Raw genomic sequence first — 20,470 nt, 5'->3', positions numbered from 1 at the left:
GCGCAGCGAAGCCTCTGCGGTCAGTCCGCCAGCGGCAGGTAGACGCGGTTGCCGCTCTCCGCGAACTCCTTCGACTTCTCGGCCATCCCGGCCTCGATCTCCTCCTGCGTGCCGCCGTGCTCACGGCGGATGTCCTGGGAGATCTTCATCGAGCAGAACTTCGGACCGCACATCGAGCAGAAGTGCGCGGTCTTCGCGGGCTCCGCGGGCAGCGTCTCGTCGTGGAACTCGCGCGCGGTGACCGGGTCGAGCGCCAGGTTGAACTGGTCCTCCCAACGGAACTCGAACCGCGCGTCCGAGAGCGCGTCGTCCCACTCCTGCGCGCCCGGGTGCCCCTTGGCGAGGTCCGCCGCGTGGGCCGAGATCTTGTACGTGATGACGCCCGTCTTCACGTCGTCCTTGTTCGGCAGGCCCAGGTGCTCCTTGGGCGTGACGTAGCAGAGCATCGCCGTGCCCCACCAGGCGATCATCGCCGCGCCGATGCCGGAGGTGATGTGGTCGTAGGCGGGCGCCACGTCCGTCGTCAGCGGGCCGAGCGTGTAGAACGGCGCCTCCTCGCAGATCTCCTGCTGGAGGTCGATGTTCTCCTTGATCTTGTGCATCGGGACGTGGCCCGGGCCCTCGATCATCGTCTGCACGTTGTGGCGCTTGGCGATCGTGTTCAGCTCGCCGAGCGTGCGCAGCTCCGCGAACTGCGCCTCGTCGTTGGCGTCCGCGATGGAGCCGGGGCGCAGGCCGTCGCCGAGCGAGTAGGTGACGTCGTACGCCGCCAGGATCTCGCAGAGCTCCTCGAAGTTCGTGTAGAGGAAGTTCTCCTTGTGGTGCGCGAGACACCAGGCGGCCATGATCGAGCCGCCGCGCGAGACGATGCCGGTCTTGCGGCGCGCGGTGAGCGGCACGTACGGCAGGAGCACGCCGGCGTGCACCGTCATGTAGTCGACGCCCTGCTCGGCCTGCTCGATGACCGTGTCCTTGTAGATCTCCCAGGTCAGGTCCTCGGCCCTGCCGTCGACCTTTTCCAGGGCCTGGTAGAGCGGCACGGTGCCGATCGGCACGGGGGAGTTGCGCAGCACCCACTCGCGGGTGGTGTGGATGTTGCGGCCGGTGGACAGGTCCATGACCGTGTCCGCGCCCCACTTGGTCGCCCACGTCATCTTCTCCACCTCCTCCTCGATGGAGGAGGTGACGGCGGAGTTGCCGATGTTGGCGTTGACCTTCACCAGGAACCGCTTGCCGATGATCATCGGCTCGATCTCCGGGTGGTTGACGTTCGCCGGGAGCACGGCGCGGCCCGCGGCGATCTCCTCCCGCACGACCTCGGGGGAGACGTTCTCGCGGATCGCGACGTACTCCATCTCCGGGGTGATCTCGCCCCGACGGGCGTACGCGAGCTGCGTCACCGCCTGGCCGTCGCGGCCGCGGCGCGGCAGGCGCGGGCGGCCGGGGAAGACGGCGTCGAGGTTCTTGAGCCCGCCGCCGCGCGGCGACGTGTGCTTGATGCCGTCGTCCTCGGGGCGGACGGGGCGGCCCGCGTACTCCTCGGTGTCGCCGCGCGCGATGATCCAGTTCTCGCGCAACGGGGCCAGGCCGCGCCGCACATCGGTGTCGATGGTGGGGTCGGTGTACGGACCGGACGTGTCGTACAGCGTCACGTCCTTGCCGTTGGTGAGGTGCACCTGACGGACCGGGACGCGGAGGTCGGGGCGCGAACCCTCGATGTACCCCTTGTGCCAGCCCGGCGTGCGCTCGCCGTCGGCGGAGCTGTCACCCTGGTCGGAGGCGCGCGTGCGTGCATCCTGAATGGTCATGAGACCGATCTCCCTACGCCGGCATTACCCGGTAACAGGTTCGGCGGTCGGCGCAGCCTCCTCCCGTACGTGCGTACGGTGATCAGCGCCCTCTCAGCCCGGTGCTCCGAGCTCCCGCGTGTGCAAAGGTGTCACCACGCTAGCGTCATCCCTGGCGTGCTGAACAGTGGGCCCCCGCCGTTCTTGCGATGATCGGTCGGTGACTTCCCCCCAGCAGACCCCCGAGCCGCACGGCCACGGCCACGAACCCGGCCACGGTCATGAACCGGACCATGGGCATGATTCGGGCCGCGGGCACGATTCGGGCCGTGGAAATGATTCGGGCCGCGGGCACGATTCGGGCCGTGGAAATGATTCGGGCCGCGGGCACGATTCGGGCCATGGCCACGGGCACAGCCACAGCCACGGCCCCGCCGCGCCCGTCTCCCGGCATCTGCGCAAGGTCATCGCCGCGGTCCTGATCCCCTTCGCCACGGCCGTCGTGGTCGGGCTCGCGATCCTGTGGCCCGGGGGTACCCCGGCGCACGAGCGCACCGGGGTCGGCTTCGACCGGCAGACCGAGCAGGGCACGGTCGTCTCCGTCGAACAGGTCGACTGCAAGGACGTGAACGCCGCCCAGGTCCCGCCGACCGGGGACACCTCCACCCCCGAGGGGCGCGAGGCGGTCAACGCCCAGCAGGGGCAGTGCGAGAAGGCGACGATCGAGGTCACCAGCGGCGCGGAGAAGGGGCGTACGTTCACGGAGATCGTGCAACCGGACGCGCCGCGTCAACTGCACGAGGGGCAGGGCGTGGTGGTGGCGTACGCCCCCGACGCCCCGCGCGACCTGCAGTACTCGGTGACGGACGTGAACCGGAAGGTTCCGCTGACGGTGCTCGCCGGGCTCTTCGCCCTCGTGGTCGTGCTCGTCGGCCGGATGAAGGGCGTGATGGCGCTCATCTCGCTCGCCGCGAGCTTCCTGGTGCTGACCCTCTTCATCCTGCCGGCGATCCTGGAGGGCTCGAATCCGCTGGTCGTGGCGGTGGTCGGGTCGAGCGCGATCATGCTGATCGCTCTCTACATGTGCCATGGGCTCTCGGCCCGCACCTCCGTCGCGGTGCTCGGCACGCTGATCTCGCTGATGCTGATCGGTCTGCTCGGCTCGCTGTTCATCGACTGGGCCTCGCTCAGCGGCAACACCGACGACAACACCGGCCTGATCCACGGCCTGTACCCGGACATCGACATGTCCGGCCTGCTGCTCGCCGGCATCATCATCGGTTCGCTCGGTGTGCTCGACGACGTGACCGTCACCCAGACGTCGGCGGTCTGGGAACTGCACCAGGCCGACCCGGGCATGGGGCCGCGCGCGCTGTACCGGGCCGCGATCCGGATCGGCCGCGACCACATCGCCTCGGTCGTGAACACCCTGGTCCTCGCCTACGCGGGCGCCGCCCTGCCGCTGCTGCTGCTCTTCTCGATCGCGCAGAGCAGCATGGGCACGGTGGCCAACAGCGAGCTGGTCGCGGAGGAGATCGTCCGAACGCTGGTCGGTTCGATCGGTCTGGTCGCCTCCGTGCCGGTCACCACGGTCCTCGCGGCGCTCGTGGTCTCCGCCGACCGGCCGGGATCCGACGCCGGCGGGAAGCCCCGGGCGGCGGCGGTACGGGGCGGTCGGCGCCGCCGCGCGAAGTAGGGGCTCCGCTCGGCACACCGGCCACGATCAGCCGGCGCCTTCCTCTACCCCGACTCGGCCGGCGTCCTCGTCCACCCCGACTCGGCCGGCGTCCTCGTCCACCCCGACTCGGCCGGCATCCTCGTCCACCCCGACTCAGCCGGCGTTCTCCTCTGCCAGAATCCGGCCGAGTGCCGCCTCCAGGTTGTCCTCGAAGTCACCGAGTGTCCGTTCCTGACCAAGCGGAACCAGCTTGTCCGTGCGGTCGAGGAACGCGACCAGCGGCGGCGCGCTGGCCCGGAACAGGGCGCGGTCGCCGCCTACCTGGAGCCGGATGGAGACGTCCGAGAGCCCCTCGGGGTCCGTCGGGGCGATGTGCACGTCCCCGTCCCCGCTCGGCCTGTTGATCCCGTCGAGCAGCAGTTCCCTGCCGAACGCCCAGGTAACGGGCGCGTCGCCGGGGAGGTGGAAGGTCATCCGCACCGCGTAAGGATCCCGGGTCTCGTATCGCAGCTCGACTGGGATCTTGAAGCAGAGCTCCTCGGAGACGAGGAAGCTCATCAGGACCTCGGCCTGAACCGACTCTCGCATCATGTACCCCGCAGTAGATGAAGCAGTTGTGTAAACACAGCTGCTGAAAGCTGTGACCGAAACGGCCAGGAATGATCCCCCGTGGCCCTCTTGACGCAATCGTGCTGTAAGCGCTAGCAGATCACAAGGAGTGATTTTTCAGATACTGATAGAGAACGCGAGCGAACTGAAGAGCCTGCCGATCTCCGTACGTAGCCGCTCGACTGCTGGGAGCAACCGTTCTTCCTGGTGAAGGGGGAGGGAAATGGCCATCGCGGCCGCCGCGGAGCCCGCCGTGATGGGAATGGCGGCACAGACCGTGCCGAGCGCATATTCCTGACGCTCTACCAGGGGTTCCATTCGCCCCAAACCGCCCAAACGCTCCAAAAGGACACGGCGGTTACGCACCGTGTACGGAGTGATGGCTTCCACCGGATGGCGGTCGAGGTGGTCTTGACGAGCTTTCAGATCGAGTTGACTCAGCAGGCACTGCCCGATGGCGTGCGCGTGCGCGGTCTCGCGGAAGTCGGCCCACTCCTCCACTGCGGGGGCGGAGGGAGTGTCCGCGACGGCGACGAGCTCGATCTCTCCCTCGCGGTAGAGGGCGAAGTACACCGGCACACCGATCTCGTCCCGCCAACGGGCAAGGGAGTCTTCGATCTTGATGCGACGATTCTGCACAGCTCCGCCGCCGGCCAGTCGGACGGCGGCGTCGCCCAGGACGAACACACCCTTCTCGCGGCGTAGATAGCCCTCGTGCGTCAGGGTGCGGAGCAGGTGGTACGTGGTGGGCAGCGGAAGGCCCGTCTCACGGGCGAGCTGTTTGGCCGGGGCGCCGTCCACATGGGAGGACACGGCCTCCAGAAGTCTCAGCGCCCGCTGCACCGAGCCGATCAGGGTAGGTGCAGCAGTCTGCGTAGCCGTGGCCAAAGGTCACCCCCAGGCGTGACGACGGATGCATGGCATCCGCCCGCGGGGGCCGCCCCCGCGCGCCCGCCGGGCCTGGGAAACCGCTGGTCAGTAGGGAGGTCTACGCCTGTAGTCCCCAACACGGCGGAGGGATTCCACTCTAGTGGCAGCCCTTGAGGCGCCGCCCGGTTCCGCCCACGCGTTCCCCCGCCCGGGCTAATGCCTGCCGTCGGTCGCCTGCCGTGCGACGGCTTGTGCTACCAGTCCTCGCGCGACCCGGAGGAGTTCTTGAACTTCCGTACGACGTAGACCACTCCGGCCACGAGGGCCACGAAGAGCAGCACCTTGAACAGCAGCGCGACCACGAAGGTCAGCACGCTGGTGATCAGTCCGCCGAAGACCAGCAGGGCGAGAGCGGGTATGACGACCCACTTCACCCACCAGGGCATCCCCGCGAGAATCTCCTGTACGGCCATGGTCCTACCTCGCTCTCGAAGTTCCGTTCCGCGCACTCCGCGCCGAACACCCTCAAGGCTAGGCGCGCAAGACGGCCCACGGGGGCCCCACGGCCCCCGCTCTCCCCTGATCCGCCCCCTAGGGGGTCACCGCCGCCACCTCGGGGATCGCCATCGCCGCCTCGGGGGTCACCGCCGCTGCCGCGGGGGTCACCGGCGCCTCGGGGGCCATCGCCGCCTCGGGGCTCAGCTCTCCGGAGGGGAGAAGACCACCATGACCCGCAGATCCTCGCTGATGTGGTGGAACTTGTGGGGAACCCCGGCCGGCACGTAGACCACGCTGCCGCGCGCCACCTGGGTCGTCTCCTCCCCGACCGTGATCGCGGCGCGGCCGCTCACCACGAAGTACACCTCGTCCTGACCGTGCGGCTGCTGCGGGTCGAGCGCCCCGGCGTCGAGCGCGTACAGGCCCACCGACATGTTCCGCTCGCGCAGGAACTGGAGATAGGCGCCCTGGTTCGCGGCGCGCTCCGCCTCCAGTTCGTCCAGCCGGAATGCCTTCACTGTCTGTCCGCCCCTGCCCTTGGCCCGATCATGTCTGCCACGATCAGACACATGAAGAATTTCGTAGTCAAGACGCTCGCCAACGCGGGCGCCCTGGGAGTCGCCATCTGGCTGCTCCAGGACATCACCCTGACCGGTGAGAGCACCGGCAAGAAGGCCCTGACCCTCATTCTCGTCGCCTTGGTCTTCGGGCTCGTGAACGTCTTGGTCAAGCCGATCGTCAAGCTGCTGACACTGCCGCTCTTCATTCTGACGCTCGGCCTGATCACCCTGGTGGTCAACGCCCTGATGCTGCTGCTCACGTCCTGGCTGGCCGACCAGTTCGACCTCAGCTTCCACGTGGAGGGCTTCTGGACCGCCGTCCTCGGCGGTCTGATCATCTCCATCGTCTCGTGGGCACTGAACATCGTGCTCCCCGACGGCGACTGAGCCGGCGACCGTGACCTATCGCGTGTGCTTCGTCTGCACGGGCAACATCTGCCGCTCGCCGATGGCCGAGCACGTCTTCCGCCGTCGTGTGGAGGAGGCCGGCCTCGGCGGGGCGGTGGAGGTCGACAGTGCGGGAACCGGCGGCTGGCACGAGGGCGACGGTGCCGACCCGCGCACGGTCGCCGTCCTGGAGGAGAACGGCTACACCTCCGCCCACTCCGCCCGCCAGTTCCGGGCCTCCTGGTTCCCCGCCCTCGACCTGGTGATCGCGCTGGACGAGGGGCATGTCCGGGAGCTCCGGGCGCTCGCCCGCACCCCCGAGGAAGCGGCGAGGATACGGCTGCTGCGCTCCTACGACCCGGCCGCGGGGGACGCGCTCGACGTCCCCGACCCGTACTACGGGGGCATAGAGGGCTTCGAGGAGTGCCTTGAGATGGTGGAGGCCGCGAGCGAGGGACTGCTCGCGACCGTACGTGCGGAAGTGGAGGAACGGACAGCGTGACCGACCAGGCAAGCGACCCCGACCGGCGGGAGGCCGCCGCGCTCGGCGACGGCACCCTCGCCGTACGGGCCGGGCTCCCCGAGCCCGTGAAGTACGAACCGACCCTGCCGGGACCGGTCTTCGCGGCCCACTTCCATCTGCCCGGCGAACCGACCGGCCCGTACACCTACGGCCGCGACGAGAACCCCACCTGGACCCACCTGGAACGGGCGATCGGTGAGCTGGAGGCACCGGGGGAGCGGGGCGTCGAGACGCTGGTCTTCGCCTCCGGCATGGCCGCGATCTCCGCCGTCCTCTTCTCCCAGCTGAAGGCCGGCGACGCGGTGGTGCTGCCGACCGACGGCTACCAGGCGCTGCCGCTGCTGCACGAGCAGCTGAGGGCGTACGGCATCGAGGTCCGCACCGCGCCGACCGGCGGCGACGGGCAGCTCGCCGCCCTCGAAGGCGCCCGGCTGCTGTGGATCGAGACCCCGTCCAACCCCGGGCTCGACGTCTGCGACATCCGGCGCCTGGTGCGCGAGGCGCACGCTGCGGGGGCGCTCGTCGCCGTCGACAACACCCTCGCCACCCCGCTCGGCCAGCGGCCCCTGGAGCTGGGCGCGGACTTCTCCGTCGCGAGCGACACCAAGGGCATGACCGGGCACGGCGACGTCCTGCTCGGGCACGTGAGCTGCCGGGATCCCCAGCGGGCGGCGGAGGTACGGCGCTGGCGCAAGGTCGTCGGCGCGATCCCCGGCCCCATGGAGGCCTGGCTGGCCCACCGTTCGCTGGCGACGCTCCAGCTGCGGATCGACCGGCAGTGCTCCACCGCCCTGTCCCTCGCGCGCGTCCTCGCCGAGCGCGCTGACGTGACCGGTTTGCGCTACCCGGGACTGCCCGGCGACCCCTCGCACGAGGTGGCGGCCCGGCAGATGCGGCGCTTCGGTCCGGTGGTCTCCTTCGAGCTGGCGGACCGGAAGCGGGCCGAGCGGTTCCTCGAAGAGCTGCGTCTCGTGGACGACGCCACCAGCTTCGGCGGCGTGCGCTCCACGGCGGAGCGGCGGGGACGCTGGGGTGGGGACGCGGTCGCGGAGGGCTTCATCCGTTTCTCGGTGGGCGCCGAGGATCCGGAAGACCTGATCGCCGACGTCCTGCGGGCCCTCGACGAGGCCGGAGCCGCCGGCTGAGGTGCCGGTGGCGGCAGGAACGGGGCGCTCCGAGCCTCCCCCCTCGTGGCTCGGAGCGCCCTCGGTTCCACGCGCGGAGACCGCCTGAACAAGGCTAGTTGACTGTGCGTCAGTGTCCAATCACGGTAGCGACAGAGGCCTATCGACTTATTTATAGTTGGACGGTCCTGAGGCGCAGTCAGCCGACCGCCTGAGTCGAACGGCCGCACGGCCGGGAGGGGGCGGACATGGATCTGGCCCTGCTGCGCACGTTCGTCACGGTGCACCGGGCCGGCTCCTTCACCCGCGCCGCCGCGCTCCTGGGCCTCTCCCAGCCCGCCGTCACGAGCCAGATCAGGACCCTGGAGCGGCAGCTGGGCCGGCCGCTGTTCCTCCGGCAGGCGCGCGGGGTCACGCCGACCACGATCGGCGACGAGCTGGCGCACCGCGCCGCACCCCATCTGGACGCCCTGGTCGAGATCGCCGAGACCGGCCTCGACGAGGAGAGCGGCGTCCGCACCCTCCATGTCGCCGGTCCCCCGGAGTTCATGGCGCTCCGTGCGCTGCCGGCGCTCACGCCGCTGGTCGGCCAGGGTCTCGCCGTACGGGCCTCCTTCGTGGGCAACGCGGAGGACATCCTCGACGGGCTCGCGGCGGGCCACCACGACCTGGCCCTGACGACCGCCCGTCCGCGCGGCGGCCTGTTCGCCGCAACCCCGCTCTGCGACGAGGAGCACGTCCTGGTCGCGGCCCCGCGCTGGGCGGCCCGGCTCGCCCCCGAAGTACTGCTCAGCAAGGGGGCGGTGGTCCTGGAGCAGCTCCCCGTGGTCGAGGTGCACGAGTCGCTGCCGTTCGTCTCGCGGTACTGGGCCGCCGTCTTCGAGACCAAGCCGGCGGCCGCCGCGACCGTGATCGCCCCCGACCTGCGAGCCGTACGGGATTCCGCGGCGTCCGGCGCCGGTCTCGCCGTCCTGCCGCGCTTCCTGTGCGAGGAGGCCTTGGCACAGGGGCGGCTCGTGGCGCTGCTCGATCCCCCGGTGCCTCCGCTGCGGACGTACTTCCTGGTCGTGCGGACCGGCACGCTCGCGCTGTCGCACATCGCGCGCGCTCATGAGGGTCTGTTGCAGGCCGCAGGGGCCTGGTGAGTTTCAGGACACCGCGGACGGGCCATTTTCTTCCCATGACCGAACGGCCCGTGATCAAGCGCACCGCACGCGCCATCCTGCTCGACGGGGACGATCTCGTCCTCATCAAACGCACCAAGCCGGGGATGGATCCCTACTGGGTCACGCCCGGTGGTGGCGTGGAACCCTCCGATTCCACCGTCGTCGAGGCCCTGCACCGCGAGGTGCTCGAGGAGCTCGGCGCCAAGATCACCGATGTGGTGCCCTGCTTCGTCGACACCGTCGAGCACATCGTCGACGGTGGGGTCTCCGGGGTGAAGGTCCAGCACTTCTTCGTGTGCCGGCTCGGCTCCATGGACCCGTCCCTGCGACACGGCCCCGAGATCGACGAGCCGATCGGCGAGTACGAGATCGTCCGGGTGCCGTTCAACCGGGTCGGCATCGCCGCCGTCCACCTCGTCCCTCTCTCCCTGCGCCACTACCTCGACGGCAACATCGAGGGGGTTCGCGCCATGCACGCCCCTGACCTGGGCTGATCCCCGCTCGCGGGGGTGAGCTCTGCCAGGAAGTCGTGCCGGATGCGGTCCGATGGCACCCCCGCGCCGCGCAGGGCGTCGACCCCGCGCCGGACCATGCCGAGCGGGCCCGAGAGGTAGGCGTCGCGCTCCTCCCAGGACCCGTAGCGGCAGACGGCGTCCGGGAGGCGCCCCTGTTCCTCGGTGACCGGGTGGACGGAGAGCCAGGGGAAGGTCTTCTGGAGCCGCAGCATCGTGTCGATGTCGTACAGGCCGTGACCGCTGCGCGCCCCGTAGAAGACGTCGACCGGCCGCCGGTCGCCGTGCTCGGCGACGTCCTCGACCAGGGCCTTGATCGGCGCGATCCCGGTGCCGCCGCCGAGGCAGAGCAGTCCGGTGTCGGTGGAGTGGTCCACCGTCATCGAGCCGGCCGGCGGGCCGAGCCGCAGGACGTCTCCGGGGCGCGCCCTGTGGACCAGCGCATTGGACACCCATCCCGCCGGGACCGCCTTGACGTGGAGGGAGAGCAGCCCGTCGGGCCGGGGCGCCGAGGCGAAGGAGTAGTGGCGCCATGTGCGCGGCCACCAGGGGGTCTCCAGTGTCGTGTACTGCCCTGCCAGGAAGGGGTACGGCTGGTCGGGCCGGAGGGTGACGACGGCGACGTCGGGGGTGCGGAGATCGTGGGAGACCACCTCGGCCTGCCACCAGGCGGGCGCGTGCTGCTCGTTCTCCGCCGCCGCGTCGATCATGATCTGGGAGATCGTCGTGTACGTACGGACCCAGGCCGCCTCGGTCTTCTCGTCCCAGCTCGCCGTGGCGTACCGGACGAGCGCCCCGATGAGGGCCTCGCCGACGGCCGGGTAGTGGGTGGCCCTCGTGCCGTACTTCCGGTGCCCCTTGCCGAGGTTCTCCAGGTACGCGGTGAGGACGGGTACGTCGTCCAGGTGCTCGGCCGCCGTCAGGAGGGCCTTCAGGAGCCGGTCCCGCTGGGTGTCCATGGCCGCGGGGAACATCTCGCGCAGCTCGGGGTTCCGGACGAAGAGCAGGGCGTAGAAGTACGAGGTCACCTGGTCGGCGACGGGTGCGATCTCCGCCAGGGTGCGGCGGACCAGAAACGCGTCGGAGGAGACCTCTTGAGCGGAGACCTCTTCGGGTATTCGGGCCTCCGTCCCGTCCGTCGTGGTGGTCGGAGCATCCATCATGTGCCTCGCCTCGCGCTGGCCGGCTTCCGTGCCCGCAGCATGACCCTGCCGAGCACCGCTTCGGACGGAAAGCGGTGTTCTCGGCCCATAGGGCCGGGTTTCTGGCTAAGCTGCGCTGTTTCGGACCAAGCCGTAGGCCTCGCGCAGGTCCCCGCCGGTGTAGCTGTGACGGGAGATCCCGGCGAGATGGTGGTCCGCGTTCACGGCCACGGTGTCCCGCACGATCGCGAAGAGCTCGGCGTCGGACATCGAGTCCCCGTAGGCCACACAGTCCGCCCACTCCACGTCGTACTCCGTGCACAGCTCCCGGGCGATCCGTACCTTCGCCGCCGCGTCGAGGATGCCGGGCCGGTGGATCGGCTCGGTGAAGGGGACGGCGGGCCAGAGCGAACCGTGTGCCGTGTCGACGCCCCAGTCGAGCAGGCGCTTGACGAAGAAGTCCGGCGAGAGGGAGATGACCGCGCAGTGCTCGCCCCGGGCCCGGATATCGGCCCAGACCTCGCGGATGCCCTCCAGCCAGGGCGCGCCCTCGAAGGCGGCGGCGACCTGGTCCGGGGTCAGCGCGGACCAGAGCGCGTGGGCCTGCACGGCGAACTCGTCCGGAGTGAGCCCCCGCAGGAACCCCTCCTCCAACGCGGCGATCTCTTCCACGAGTCCCAGTTGGCGGGAGATCTCCACAGCGGCGGCCGAGCCTCGGATCAGCGTGCCGTCGAGGTCGAAGAGGTGGAGTCTGCCGTGTCGGGACACGATGGATTCACTCGGTTTCACGTGCGGTTTCACGTGAAACATCGTCCGCATCCCAGGGAAGGGAATCAACGCTTCCCCGGGTAATCGGCCGGATCTCGTAAACCGGTGGACGGAAGATCACCGCTTCGGCCAGCCTGAAAGGCATGCCTACGCCCCCTGCCGCTCTCGCTCAGCTTCCCATCCGGCGCCTCACCACGGACGACCTCCTCGCCTGCGCCGACCTCTCCGAGAACAGGGGGTGGCTGCGCGAGGAGTACAAGTGGGGCCATCTCCTCACCTCGGGTACCGGATACGGCATCGACGACCCGTCCGGCACGGGGCTGATCACCTGCTGCGTGGTCACCTCCTACGGCCCGGGGCTCGCCGCGATCGGCATGGTGCTCGTCGCCGAGTCGTACGCACGCCAAGGGGTGGGCCGCCGGCTCATGGAGCACGTCCTGGCGGAGGCCGGCGACACCGCACTCACCCTGTACGCGACGACCAACGGGCAGCCCCTGTACGAGCAGCTCGGCTTCGTCGAGACGAGCCGGGCCGAGATGGTGAGCGGGCGGTTCAGCTTCACCACGCCCGCCCCGGACGCTCCCGTCCGCCCGGCGACCGCGGATGACCTCCAGGCGATCCTGCGCCTGGACCGCGAGGTCTTCGGCCTCGACCGCACGCACATCATCACGCGACTGCCCGCGTTCGCGGACCATCTCCGGGTCGCGGAGGAGAACGGCGAGATCACCGGTTTCGCGGCGGCGTGGCCCAACATGGACACGCATGTCGTCGGACCGCTGATCGCCAAGGACCCGGCCACGGCCCAGGCGCTGATCGCCTCCCTGGCCGCCGCCACCGACCGCCCGCTGCGCACGGACATCGACGTGCGCCACACGGAGCTGCTGAGCTGGGTGAAGGGGAACGGCATCGACTCGATCGCCAACACCTCGGTGATGGTCCGCTCCCTGCCGGACCTTCCCGGCGACTGGCGCCGGCGCTTCGCTCCGGTGACCGTCGCGGCGGGCTAGGACCCGCCCGGATCCGATTTACTTGCAGACGCCCATTATTGCGTTGCATCGTCTACGCTGGTCATGAGCCGCTCCGGCGCCGAGGAGAGACCGAGGAGAGACCATGACCGCCACGGACCCCGCACTGACCGCGCTCTCCCAGCGCTGGTGCGCCCTCTCCCTGCTGCACGGCAGGATCGAGGCCCACATCGAGCGCGCCCTGGAGTCCCGTCACGGCCTGAGCGTCCGCGAGTACTCGCTCCTCGACGTCCTCAGCCGCCAGCACAGCGGCCCGGGCGGTCACCTCCAGATGAAGCAGGTCGCCGACGCCGTCGTGCTGAGCCAGAGCGCCACCACCCGGCTCGTCACCCGGCTCGAGGACCGCGGCCTGCTCACCCGGTACCTCTGCGCCACCGATCGGCGCGGCATCTACACCGATGTCACCGAGTCCGGCCTGAAGCTCCTCGAAGAGGCCCGTCCCACCAACGACAGCGCGCTGCGCGAAGCCCTCGACGAAGCCGCGAAGAACCCGGAGCTCGCCCCGCTGGTCCAGGTCGTCGAGGGCGCAACCGTCACCGTCTGACCCGTAGGAGGCAGCGTCAGCCGGGCATACGTACGCTGCGGGCATGAGCGATCTTGAAATACGCCCCGCCGCCGCGACCGACCTGCCGGCCATCGTGGCCATGCTCGCCGACGATCCGCTGGGCGCACAGCGCGAGTCGCCCGACGACCTCTCCCCGTACCTCGCCGCCTTCGAGCGCCTCGCGAGCGACCCCCACCAGCACGTCGTCGTGGCGGTCCGCGGCGAGAAGGTCGTCGGGACGCTCCAGCTGACGGTGATCCCCGGGCTCTCCCGCCGGGGCACCACCCGCTCGATCATCGAAGGCGTCCGCATCCACGCCGACGAGCGCGGCAGCGGGCTCGGGACGCAGCTCATCGAGTGGGCCGTCGAGGAATCCGGCCGCCAGGGCTGCGGACTGGTCCAGCTGACCTCCGACGCCACCCGCACCGACGCCCACCGCTTCTACGAGCGGCTCGGCTTCGAGGCCTCCCACGTGGGCTTCAAGAAGAACCTCTGAGGCCACCCACGGTCCAACAGCGGACCGGGCACTGCGCGGACAGCGCGCCGGGAACCGCCCCGGCGCGCTGTTTCACGTGAAACACGAGGTGGCCCGTAGGGACCGCACCACCGGCCGGACGGCTCAGAGGCCGCGCCAGCCCGCCTCGTCCACCCCTCCCGGTACGGCGTCCCCCGGCTCGTACGGCTCCCGGGTGAAGACGAAGGACGCCAGGTCGAGGTGGCTCACACTGCCGTCGGGGCGCCGCACCACCCGGAGCGTCTCTCCCGCGTAGTAGCCGTTGAGCCCGACCCAGCCGCCCTCGGGCAGCGCACGGAAGCGAGCCCGCCGCCCGGCTCCCCTCAGCGGCTCCAGCACCACGGACCGCTCGGGCCCGAGCCGGAGCCCGTAGGAGTACGTGCCCCAGTACCAGGGCCCCGTCAGGGACAGCAGCTCCTCGTCGACCTCGGCCTCAGGAAGGGGCCGCCAGGGCTCCGGGAACCTCGGCTCGGCGTCCGCCACGATCCGTACGAGATCGGCCGCCACGGCTGCCGTCAGCGGCCCGGACGTGGCATTGGCGAGGGCGATGCCCGCCAGCCCGTCCTCCACGCTCACCCACAGGCAGGCGACGAAGCCCGGCAGCGAGCCGGTGTGCCCGATCAGCGTCCGGCCGTCCCTGCGCAGCAGCTGGAGACCGAGCCCGTAGCTCCCCTCCCAGTCGCCCTCACCGGCGGGAGAGGCAGGAACCCGCATCTCCTCCACGGAGGCCGCCACGAGCACCCGCTCGTCGCCCGCCGCGAGGAACACGGCGAACCGGCCGAGATCCGCCGCCGTCGACCACAACTGCCCGGCCGGCGCCATCAGTCCCAGATCCTCGGACGGCTCGGGCAGCATCACATCGGCCCAGGGGTGCACCGCCCAGCCGCCCGCGTGCGGGGCGACCGGGTCGAGCGTCGTACGGCTCATCCCCAGCGGCTCCAGGATCTCGCGCCGCAGCGCCTCCGCCCAGGAGACCCCCCGCACCTCCTCGATGAGCGAACCGAGCAGCGTGTAGCCGGGGTTGGAGTAGTGGAAGCCGCGCCCCGGAGTCCGGAGCGAGGGCCGCTCCCCCAGGACGTCGGAGAGCTCCGGGCGCAACGTGGCGGAAGACCTCTCCCACCACTGGCCGGGCGTCTCGGCCGCGAGACCACCGCTGTGGCCGAGGAGCTGAGCGATCGTCACCTCGCCGACGCCCGTCCCCTTGAGGTGGCGCTCCAGCGGGTCGTCGAGGGCGAGCAGTCCCTCGTCCCGCAGGCGCATCACGAGCACGGCCGTGAAGACCTTGGTGAGTGAGCCGATCCTGAACTGCGTGTCGGCGTCCGGCGCGTGCCCGTCCACACAGCTGCGCGAGCCGCTCCACACCAGCGCGCCGTCACGGACCACCGCCCCCACGAAGGAGGGCGCGCGCCCCTCGGACTGGGCGACCGCCACACGGTGCAGCAGGGCCCTCTCGGTACCGGGCAACAAAGCTTCGAAAGATGTCGTCATAGATCCCATCCAACGTGATGTCACATTCGAAGCTTCCCGATCCGTCCCCTCGACATCACCGGATCGGAAGGGAGTACGAACATGAGGGTTCTGCTGGCAGGAGCGAGCGGCGCACTGGGCCGGAGCGCCACCCGACAGCTGACCGCTGCCGGCCATGAGGTCGCGGGGCTCGGCCGGGGTGCCACGAACACGCTGCGCGCCGACCTCCTGGACGCCGACGCGGTCCTCAGGGCCGTGGACGGGCTCGCCTTCGACGCGGTCGTCCACGCGGCGACCGCGCTCAAGGGCGAGTCGATGGCACGCCACCAGAGCATGGTGCCGACCAACGCCCTGCGGACCCGGGGCACCGAGAACCTGCTCGCCGCCGCCCGCGCGACCGGTGCCCGCCGGTTCGTGGTCGAGTCGATGATGTTCGGCTACGGGTACGGGGACCACGGCACCGGCCTCATCACCGAGGAGAACACCCCCTTCGGCCCGCGCGGCACCAACGCCTGGCTGGAGCGCCACGTCGATGCCATGCGCACCAAGGAGCGCCTGGCCTTCACCGCGGAGGGACTGGAAGGGATCAGCCTGCGCTTCGGCTTCTTCTACGGCTCCGGAGTCACCGATACCGACGTGCTCCCCCTCCTGCGCAAGCGCTCCCTGCCCGTGGTCGCCGACCACGGACGCGCCTTCTCCTGGGTGGACGTCGACGACGCGGCACGGGCCGTCGTCCTCGCCGTCGAGAGCGGCACCCCCGGCCAGGCCTACAACATCGCCGACCGCACCCCGCTCCCCTTCGGCAGACACCTCCAGGAGGTCGCCGCGGCCTTCGGTGCCCCCAAGCCCCTGCGGGTCCCGCTCTGGCTGCTCAAGCCGGCTCCCCTGGCCCACACGGCCATGACCTCCCAGCTGCGCCTCGACGCGGGCAAGGCCGAACGGGAACTCGGCTGGTCGCCCACCCACGACGACAGCCTGGCGGGCGTACGGGCCCTCGCCGCCGCCCAACTGCCTCATCCGGCGGCACGGGTCCGGCGTCGGTAGTAGGCGATCGCGAGAGCGATGATCGCCGGTCCCCACACGGCGGTCGGGGCGACGCAGATCGTCGCGAGCGTCTCCCAGGCGTGGTTGGTGCAGCCGACGGTCTCCATGACGCCGAGCGCGGTGAGCCTGCGACCGCCGCCGAGGGGGACGTCGGTGAACAGCAGGGTGAGGATCAGCCCGTCGAGGACCGACCGGCCTCCGGTCAGGTCTGGGCCATGTCCACGAAGCGGGAGTAGTGGCCCTGGAAGGCGACGGTGATCGTGGCCGTCGGACCGTTACGGTGCTTGCCGACGATGATGTCGGCCTCGCCCGCTCGCGGTGACTCCTTCTCGTAGGCGTCCTCGCGGTGCAGCAGGATGACCATGTCCGCGTCCTGCTCGATCGAGCCGGACTCACGCAGGTCGGAGACCATCGGCTTCTTGTCGGTGCGCTGCTCGGGGCCACGGTTCAGCTGGGAGAGCGCGATCACCGGCAGCTCCAGCTCCTTGGCGAGGAGCTTGAGGTTTCGCGACATGTCGGAGACCTCTTGCTGACGGCTCTCCTGCCGCTTCGAACCACCGGACTGCATCAGCTGCAGGTAGTCGATGATCACGAGTTTGAGGCCGTTGCGCTGCTTGAGCCGGCGGCACTTCGCCCGGATCTCCATCATCGACAGGTTGGGGGAGTCGTCGATGTACAGGGGCGCCTGGGAGACATCGGGCATGCGGCGGGCGAGGCGCGTCCAGTCCTCGTCGGTCATCGTGCCGGAGCGCATGTGGTGGAGCGCGACCCGGGCCTCCGCCGAGAGCAGGCGCATCGCGATCTCGTTGCGGCCCATTTCGAGGGAGAAGATGACGCTGGGCAGGTTGTGCTTGATCGAGGCCGCCCGGGCGAAGTCCAGGGCGAGGGTCGACTTACCCATGGCGGGACGGGCCGCGATGATGATCATCTGGCCGGGGTGCAGACCGTTGGTGAGCGAGTCGAGGTCGGTGAAGCCGGTCGGCACACCCGTCATCTCGCCGCTGCGGGAGCCGATCGCCTCGATCTCGTCGAGGGCCCCCTCCATGATGTCGCCGAGCGGCAGGTAGTCCTCGGTGGTGCGCTGCTCGGTGACCGCGTAGATCTCGGCCTGGGCCGAGTTCACGATCTCGTCGACGTCTCCGTCGGCCGCGTAGCCCATCTGCGTGATCTTGGTGCCGGCCTCCACGAGGCGGCGCAGGACGGCGCGCTCGTGGACGATCTCGGCGTAGTACGAGGCGTTGGCCGCGGTCGGTACCGACTGGACCAGGGTGTGGAGGTAGGAGGCGCCGCCGACGCGGGTGATCTCACCGCGCTTGGTGAGTTCGGCGCCGACGGTGATGGGGTCGGCGGGCTCGCCCTTGGCGTACAGGTCGAGGATCGCCGCGTAGACGGTCTCGTGGGCGGGCTTGTAGAAGTCGTTGCCCTTGATGATCTCCACGACGTCCGCGATGGCGTCCTTGGAGAGCAGCATGCCGCCGAGGACGGACTGCTCGGCGTCGAGGTCCTGCGGGGGGACGCGCTCGAATCCGGAGAGTCCACCGTCCCACGGGCCGTCGTTGCCGCGCTCGTGCTGGTCGTCGCGCCCGCGGCCCCGGCCGCGTCCTTCTCCTCGGGTACGGGTGGGCAACCGGTCGCTTGGTCCGCTGTCGGCCCAGGGGTCGTCCATGGGCTCGGTAACGCTCACCAAGCCACCTCCTCCCGTCCGCTCCGCGGACCTCGCCGTGCCACTCTTTCTTACGCCACGGCCTTCATCAACAAGTGGCTTTGCGACCGCTGCTGGCGCGTCGGGCGCCGGACCACGGTAGGCCCGCGAGGAGCGTCAGCCAATCTGGTTATCCACAGGGCCTGTGGGTGAACGGCCAGATGCTGTGGAGAACTCCCCGGATCCTGTGCACGGAGCGGGGGACAGCCATGTGGACAAACTCATAACACCCCCACCCTTACCCATCTGACCTGCATCTTTTCCATCCACGGCCTGTGGGGGAGAAAAAGTTCTCCACCCGGACCAAGATCAGAACAAACGGCCCACACCCGAAGCCCCGCTCCCCAGTAAAGTAATAGCCTCTTGGCCATTGTGTCGCTTACCTGTGGAAGATTAGATTGACCCCATGATCCAGGCCCCCGCGACCTCCAAGGCCGTCCGCCGACAGCACGACCGCGAGATCGTCTCCCTCGCCCTGCCGGCCTTCGGTGCGCTCGTCGCCGAGCCGCTCTTCCTCATGGTCGACAGCGCCATCGTCGGCCACCTCGGAACCCCCCAGCTCGCGGGTCTCGCGATCGCCGCCGCCCTGCTGTCCACCGCCGTCAGCGTCTTCGTCTTCCTCGCCTATGCGACCACGGCGGCCGTCGCCCGGCGCGTCGGCGCGGGCGACCTCCAGGCCGCCATCCGACAGGGCATGGACGGCATCTGGCTCGCCCTCCTCCTCGGCGCCGCCGTCGTCGCCCTTACCCTGCCCACCGCCCCCTGGCTCATCGACCTCTTCGGCGCCTCCGACACCGCCGCCCCCTATGCCGTGACCTATCTGCGGATCTCCAGCCTCGGCATCCCCGCCATGCTGGTCGTCCTGGCCGCCACCGGCGTCCTGCGGGGCCTCCAGGACACCCGTACGCCGCTCTACGTGGCCATCGGCGGCTTCGCGGTCAACGGGGCGCTCAACGTCGGACTGGTCTACGGCGCCGGCCTGGGGATCGCCGGCTCGGCCTGGGGCACGGTCATCGCCCAGTGCGGCATGGCCGTCGCCTACCTCTTCGTGGTCGTACGGGGTGCCCGGCGCCACGGCGCCTCCCTCCGCCCGGACGCGGCCGGCATCCGGGCCTCCGCCCAGGCCGGCGCCCCGCTCCTGGTCCGTACGCTCTCGCTCCGCGCGGTCCTGATGATCGCCACCGCCGTCGCCGCCCGGATGGGTGACGCCGAGGTCGCCGCCCACCAGATCATCCTGTCCCTGTGGAGCCTGATGGCCTTCGCCCTCGACGCGATCGCCATCGCCGGCCAGGCCATCATCGGCCGCTACCTGGGTGCGAACGACGCCGAGGGCGCCCGCCAGGTCTGCCGACGCATGGTCCAGTGGGGCGTGCTCTCCGGAGTGGTGCTCGGCGCGCTCCTCATCGCCGCCCGCCCCCTGTTCGTCCCGCTCTTCACCAGCGACACCACCGTCCAGGACACCCTGCTCCCCGCCCTGCTGGTGGTCGCGCTGTCCCAGCCGATCTCCGGGGTCGTCTTCGTCCTCGACGGCGTCCTCATGGGCGCGGGCGACGGCCCCTATCTGGCCTGGGCCATGCTGCTGACCCTCGTGGTCTTCGCCCCGGTCGCCCTGCTCGTTCCGGTGCTCGGTGGCGGGCTGACCGCCCTCTGGTGGGCGATGACCCTGATGATGACCGTCCGGATGGTGACGCTCTGGCTGCGCTCACGCTCCGGCCGCTGGATCGTCACGGGCGCCACACGCTGAACGTTTCACGTGAAACAGCGGAAGGGCCGCACCCCGAGGGGTACGGCCCTTCCTTACTGCTGAGCGCAGACTGCCAAGGGCAGCGTTACGCGGCGACGACCTCGACGCCGAGCTTCGCGGCAACCTCGGGGTGCAGACGCACGAAGACCTGGTGCGAGCCCAGGGTCTTGATCGGCGAACCGAGCTCGACGCGACGCTTGTCGACGTCGGGGCCACCCGCGGTCTTGATCGCCGAGGCGATGTCGGCCGGGGTCACGGAGCCGAAGAGACGGCCGGCGTCGCCGGAGCGAACGGCCAGGCGAACCTTCGTGCCCTCGAGCTGGGCCTTGATCTCGTTGGCCTGCTCGATGGTCGCGATCTCGTGGATCTTGCGGGCGCGGCGGATCTGCGCCACGTCCTTCTCGCCACCCTTGGTCCAGCGGATCGCGAAACCACGCGGGACCAGGTAGTTGCGAGCGTAGCCGTCCTTGACGTCGACGACGTCGCCGGCGGCGCCGAGGCCAGAGACCTCGTGGGTCAGGATGATCTTCATTTTTCGGTCACCCTTTCCTTATCGCGCGGTGGACGTGTAGGGCAGCAGCGCCATCTCACGGCTGTTCTTGACGGCCGTGGCGACGTCACGCTGGTGCTGCGTGCAGTTGCCGGTGACGCGGCGGGCACGGATCTTGCCGCGGTCGGAAATGAACTTCCGCAGCATGTTCGTGTCCTTGTAGTCCACGTACGCGGTCTTGTCCTTGCAGAACGCGCAGACCTTCTTCTTAGGCTTGCGCACAGGCGGCTTCGCCATGGTGTTTCTCCTGTGTGAT

At 70.0% G+C, this 20,470-nt stretch carries 23 protein-coding genes and 1 riboswitch; of the genes, 11 read left to right on the top strand and 12 right to left on the bottom strand.

The window, feature by feature from the left end; genetic code table 11:
• Positions 1-20 precede the first annotated feature (20 nt).
• Positions 21-1,808: a phosphomethylpyrimidine synthase ThiC gene (gene thiC, locus ASC82_RS28145; protein ID WP_056653756.1), complete on the bottom strand. Its 1,788-nt coding sequence runs from the start codon at positions 1,806-1,808 to the stop codon at positions 21-23.
• Positions 1,802-1,936: riboswitch (TPP riboswitch) on the bottom strand. It overlaps the preceding gene by 7 nt.
• Before the next feature lie 38 nt (positions 1,937-1,974).
• On the opposite strand from thiC, the gene ASC82_RS28140 reads away from it, so the two are divergent.
• Positions 1,975-3,483 (top strand): YibE/F family protein, encoded by a 1,509-nt coding sequence (locus tag ASC82_RS28140; RefSeq protein ID WP_056653750.1) that lies wholly within the window; start codon positions 1,975-1,977, stop codon positions 3,481-3,483.
• A gap of 135 nt (positions 3,484-3,618) precedes the next feature.
• Here the strand turns inward: ASC82_RS28140 and ASC82_RS28135 are convergent, their stop codons facing one another.
• The 4 genes from ASC82_RS28135 to ASC82_RS28120 form a co-directional block, all read right to left on the bottom strand.
• Positions 3,619-4,053: an SsgA family sporulation/cell division regulator gene (locus ASC82_RS28135; protein ID WP_024760447.1), complete on the bottom strand. Its 435-nt coding sequence runs from the start codon at positions 4,051-4,053 to the stop codon at positions 3,619-3,621.
• Positions 4,054-4,191: 138 nt separating this feature from the next.
• On the bottom strand, positions 4,192-4,962 hold the full coding sequence (locus ASC82_RS28130; RefSeq protein WP_199862622.1) for a helix-turn-helix domain-containing protein: 771 nt from the start codon (positions 4,960-4,962) through the stop codon (positions 4,192-4,194).
• A gap of 236 nt (positions 4,963-5,198) precedes the next feature.
• Entirely contained in the window at positions 5,199-5,417 is a 219-nt protein-coding gene (locus ASC82_RS28125) for a DUF5326 family protein (protein ID WP_024760445.1), read from the bottom strand.
• Positions 5,418-5,642: 225 nt separating this feature from the next.
• Positions 5,643-5,960 (bottom strand): cupin domain-containing protein, encoded by a 318-nt coding sequence (locus ASC82_RS28120; protein ID WP_024760444.1) that lies wholly within the window; start codon positions 5,958-5,960, stop codon positions 5,643-5,645.
• 51 nt (positions 5,961-6,011) lie between these two features.
• On the opposite strand from ASC82_RS28120, the gene ASC82_RS28115 reads away from it, so the two are divergent.
• From ASC82_RS28115 to ASC82_RS28095, 5 genes are all read left to right on the top strand, one after another.
• Entirely contained in the window at positions 6,012-6,389 is a 378-nt protein-coding gene (locus ASC82_RS28115; RefSeq protein ID WP_056653744.1) for a phage holin family protein, read from the top strand.
• Positions 6,390-6,399: 10 nt separating this feature from the next.
• Positions 6,400-6,891, top strand: coding sequence for a low molecular weight protein-tyrosine-phosphatase (locus ASC82_RS28110; protein ID WP_056653741.1), 492 nt, complete (start codon positions 6,400-6,402; stop codon positions 6,889-6,891).
• Positions 6,888-8,057 carry a cystathionine gamma-lyase gene (locus tag ASC82_RS28105; RefSeq protein ID WP_056653738.1) on the top strand — a complete coding sequence of 390 codons (1,170 nt, stop codon included), beginning with the start codon at positions 6,888-6,890 and terminating at the stop codon, positions 8,055-8,057. Before ASC82_RS28110 ends, ASC82_RS28105 begins: the two co-directional genes overlap by 4 nt.
• A gap of 227 nt (positions 8,058-8,284) precedes the next feature.
• Complete coding sequence (locus tag ASC82_RS28100) at positions 8,285-9,181, top strand: LysR family transcriptional regulator (protein WP_056653735.1); 897 nt, start codon at positions 8,285-8,287, stop codon at positions 9,179-9,181.
• Positions 9,182-9,216: 35 nt separating this feature from the next.
• Positions 9,217-9,696, top strand: coding sequence for an NUDIX hydrolase (locus tag ASC82_RS28095; protein WP_056653734.1), 480 nt, complete (start codon positions 9,217-9,219; stop codon positions 9,694-9,696).
• On the opposite strand, the gene ASC82_RS28090 is transcribed toward ASC82_RS28095, so the two are convergent.
• Positions 9,639-10,874, bottom strand: coding sequence for a globin domain-containing protein (locus tag ASC82_RS28090; RefSeq protein WP_056654367.1), 1,236 nt, complete (start codon positions 10,872-10,874; stop codon positions 9,639-9,641). The genes ASC82_RS28095 and ASC82_RS28090 overlap by 58 nt on opposite strands.
• Positions 10,875-10,982: 108 nt before the next feature.
• Complete coding sequence (locus ASC82_RS28085; RefSeq protein WP_242427808.1) at positions 10,983-11,624, bottom strand: HAD-IB family phosphatase; 642 nt, start codon at positions 11,622-11,624, stop codon at positions 10,983-10,985.
• A gap of 143 nt (positions 11,625-11,767) precedes the next feature.
• Between ASC82_RS28085 and ASC82_RS28080 the strand changes: the two genes are divergently transcribed.
• The 3 genes from ASC82_RS28080 (at position 11,768) to ASC82_RS28070 (ending at position 13,689) form a co-directional block, all read left to right on the top strand.
• Entirely contained in the window at positions 11,768-12,631 is an 864-nt protein-coding gene (locus ASC82_RS28080; RefSeq protein WP_056653731.1) for a GNAT family N-acetyltransferase, read from the top strand.
• Positions 12,632-12,734: 103 nt separating this feature from the next.
• Positions 12,735-13,193 (top strand): MarR family transcriptional regulator, encoded by a 459-nt coding sequence (locus ASC82_RS28075; RefSeq protein ID WP_024760435.1) that lies wholly within the window; start codon positions 12,735-12,737, stop codon positions 13,191-13,193.
• A gap of 43 nt (positions 13,194-13,236) precedes the next feature.
• Positions 13,237-13,689, top strand: a complete 453-nt coding sequence (locus tag ASC82_RS28070) for a GNAT family N-acetyltransferase (protein WP_056653728.1) — start codon at positions 13,237-13,239, stop codon at positions 13,687-13,689.
• A gap of 123 nt (positions 13,690-13,812) precedes the next feature.
• On the opposite strand, the gene ASC82_RS28065 is transcribed toward ASC82_RS28070, so the two are convergent.
• Complete coding sequence (locus tag ASC82_RS28065; RefSeq protein ID WP_056653724.1) at positions 13,813-15,195, bottom strand: serine hydrolase domain-containing protein; 1,383 nt, start codon at positions 15,193-15,195, stop codon at positions 13,813-13,815.
• Between the two features lie 81 nt (positions 15,196-15,276).
• Between ASC82_RS28065 and ASC82_RS28060 the strand changes: the two genes are divergently transcribed.
• Positions 15,277-16,218, top strand: a complete 942-nt coding sequence (locus ASC82_RS28060; protein WP_056653720.1) for an NAD(P)-dependent oxidoreductase — start codon at positions 15,277-15,279, stop codon at positions 16,216-16,218.
• Here the strand turns inward: ASC82_RS28060 and ASC82_RS30490 are convergent.
• Positions 16,188-16,325, bottom strand: a complete 138-nt coding sequence (locus ASC82_RS30490; RefSeq protein WP_157863515.1) for a hypothetical protein — start codon at positions 16,323-16,325, stop codon at positions 16,188-16,190. The two genes, ASC82_RS28060 and ASC82_RS30490, sit on opposite strands and share 31 nt — an antisense overlap.
• 95 nt (positions 16,326-16,420) lie before the next feature.
• A complete protein-coding gene (gene dnaB / locus ASC82_RS28055; protein ID WP_079039525.1) occupies positions 16,421-17,902 on the bottom strand; it encodes a replicative DNA helicase in 1,482 nt (493 codons plus the stop codon).
• A 424-nt stretch (positions 17,903-18,326) separates the two neighbouring features.
• On the opposite strand from dnaB, the gene ASC82_RS28050 reads away from it, so the two are divergent.
• Positions 18,327-19,664: an MATE family efflux transporter gene (locus tag ASC82_RS28050; protein ID WP_056653717.1), complete on the top strand. Its 1,338-nt coding sequence runs from the start codon at positions 18,327-18,329 to the stop codon at positions 19,662-19,664.
• An 85-nt stretch (positions 19,665-19,749) separates the two neighbouring features.
• Here the strand turns inward: ASC82_RS28050 and rplI are convergent, their stop codons facing one another.
• Together rplI and rpsR are read right to left on the bottom strand one after the other, a co-directional pair.
• Complete coding sequence (rplI, locus tag ASC82_RS28045; RefSeq protein ID WP_056653714.1) at positions 19,750-20,196, bottom strand: 50S ribosomal protein L9; 447 nt, start codon at positions 20,194-20,196, stop codon at positions 19,750-19,752.
• An 18-nt stretch (positions 20,197-20,214) separates the two neighbouring features.
• Positions 20,215-20,451: a 30S ribosomal protein S18 gene (gene rpsR, locus ASC82_RS28040; RefSeq protein WP_005315025.1), complete on the bottom strand. Its 237-nt coding sequence runs from the start codon at positions 20,449-20,451 to the stop codon at positions 20,215-20,217.
• Between the last annotated feature and the right edge of the window lie 19 nt (positions 20,452-20,470).

The sequence above is a fragment of the Streptomyces sp. Root431 genome (assembly GCF_001426585.1).
Taxonomy (GTDB): domain Bacteria; phylum Actinomycetota; class Actinomycetes; order Streptomycetales; family Streptomycetaceae; genus Streptomyces; species Streptomyces stackebrandtii.
Note: the sequence above shows the minus strand (reverse complement) of the source record. Positions and strands in the feature narration are given on the sequence as shown.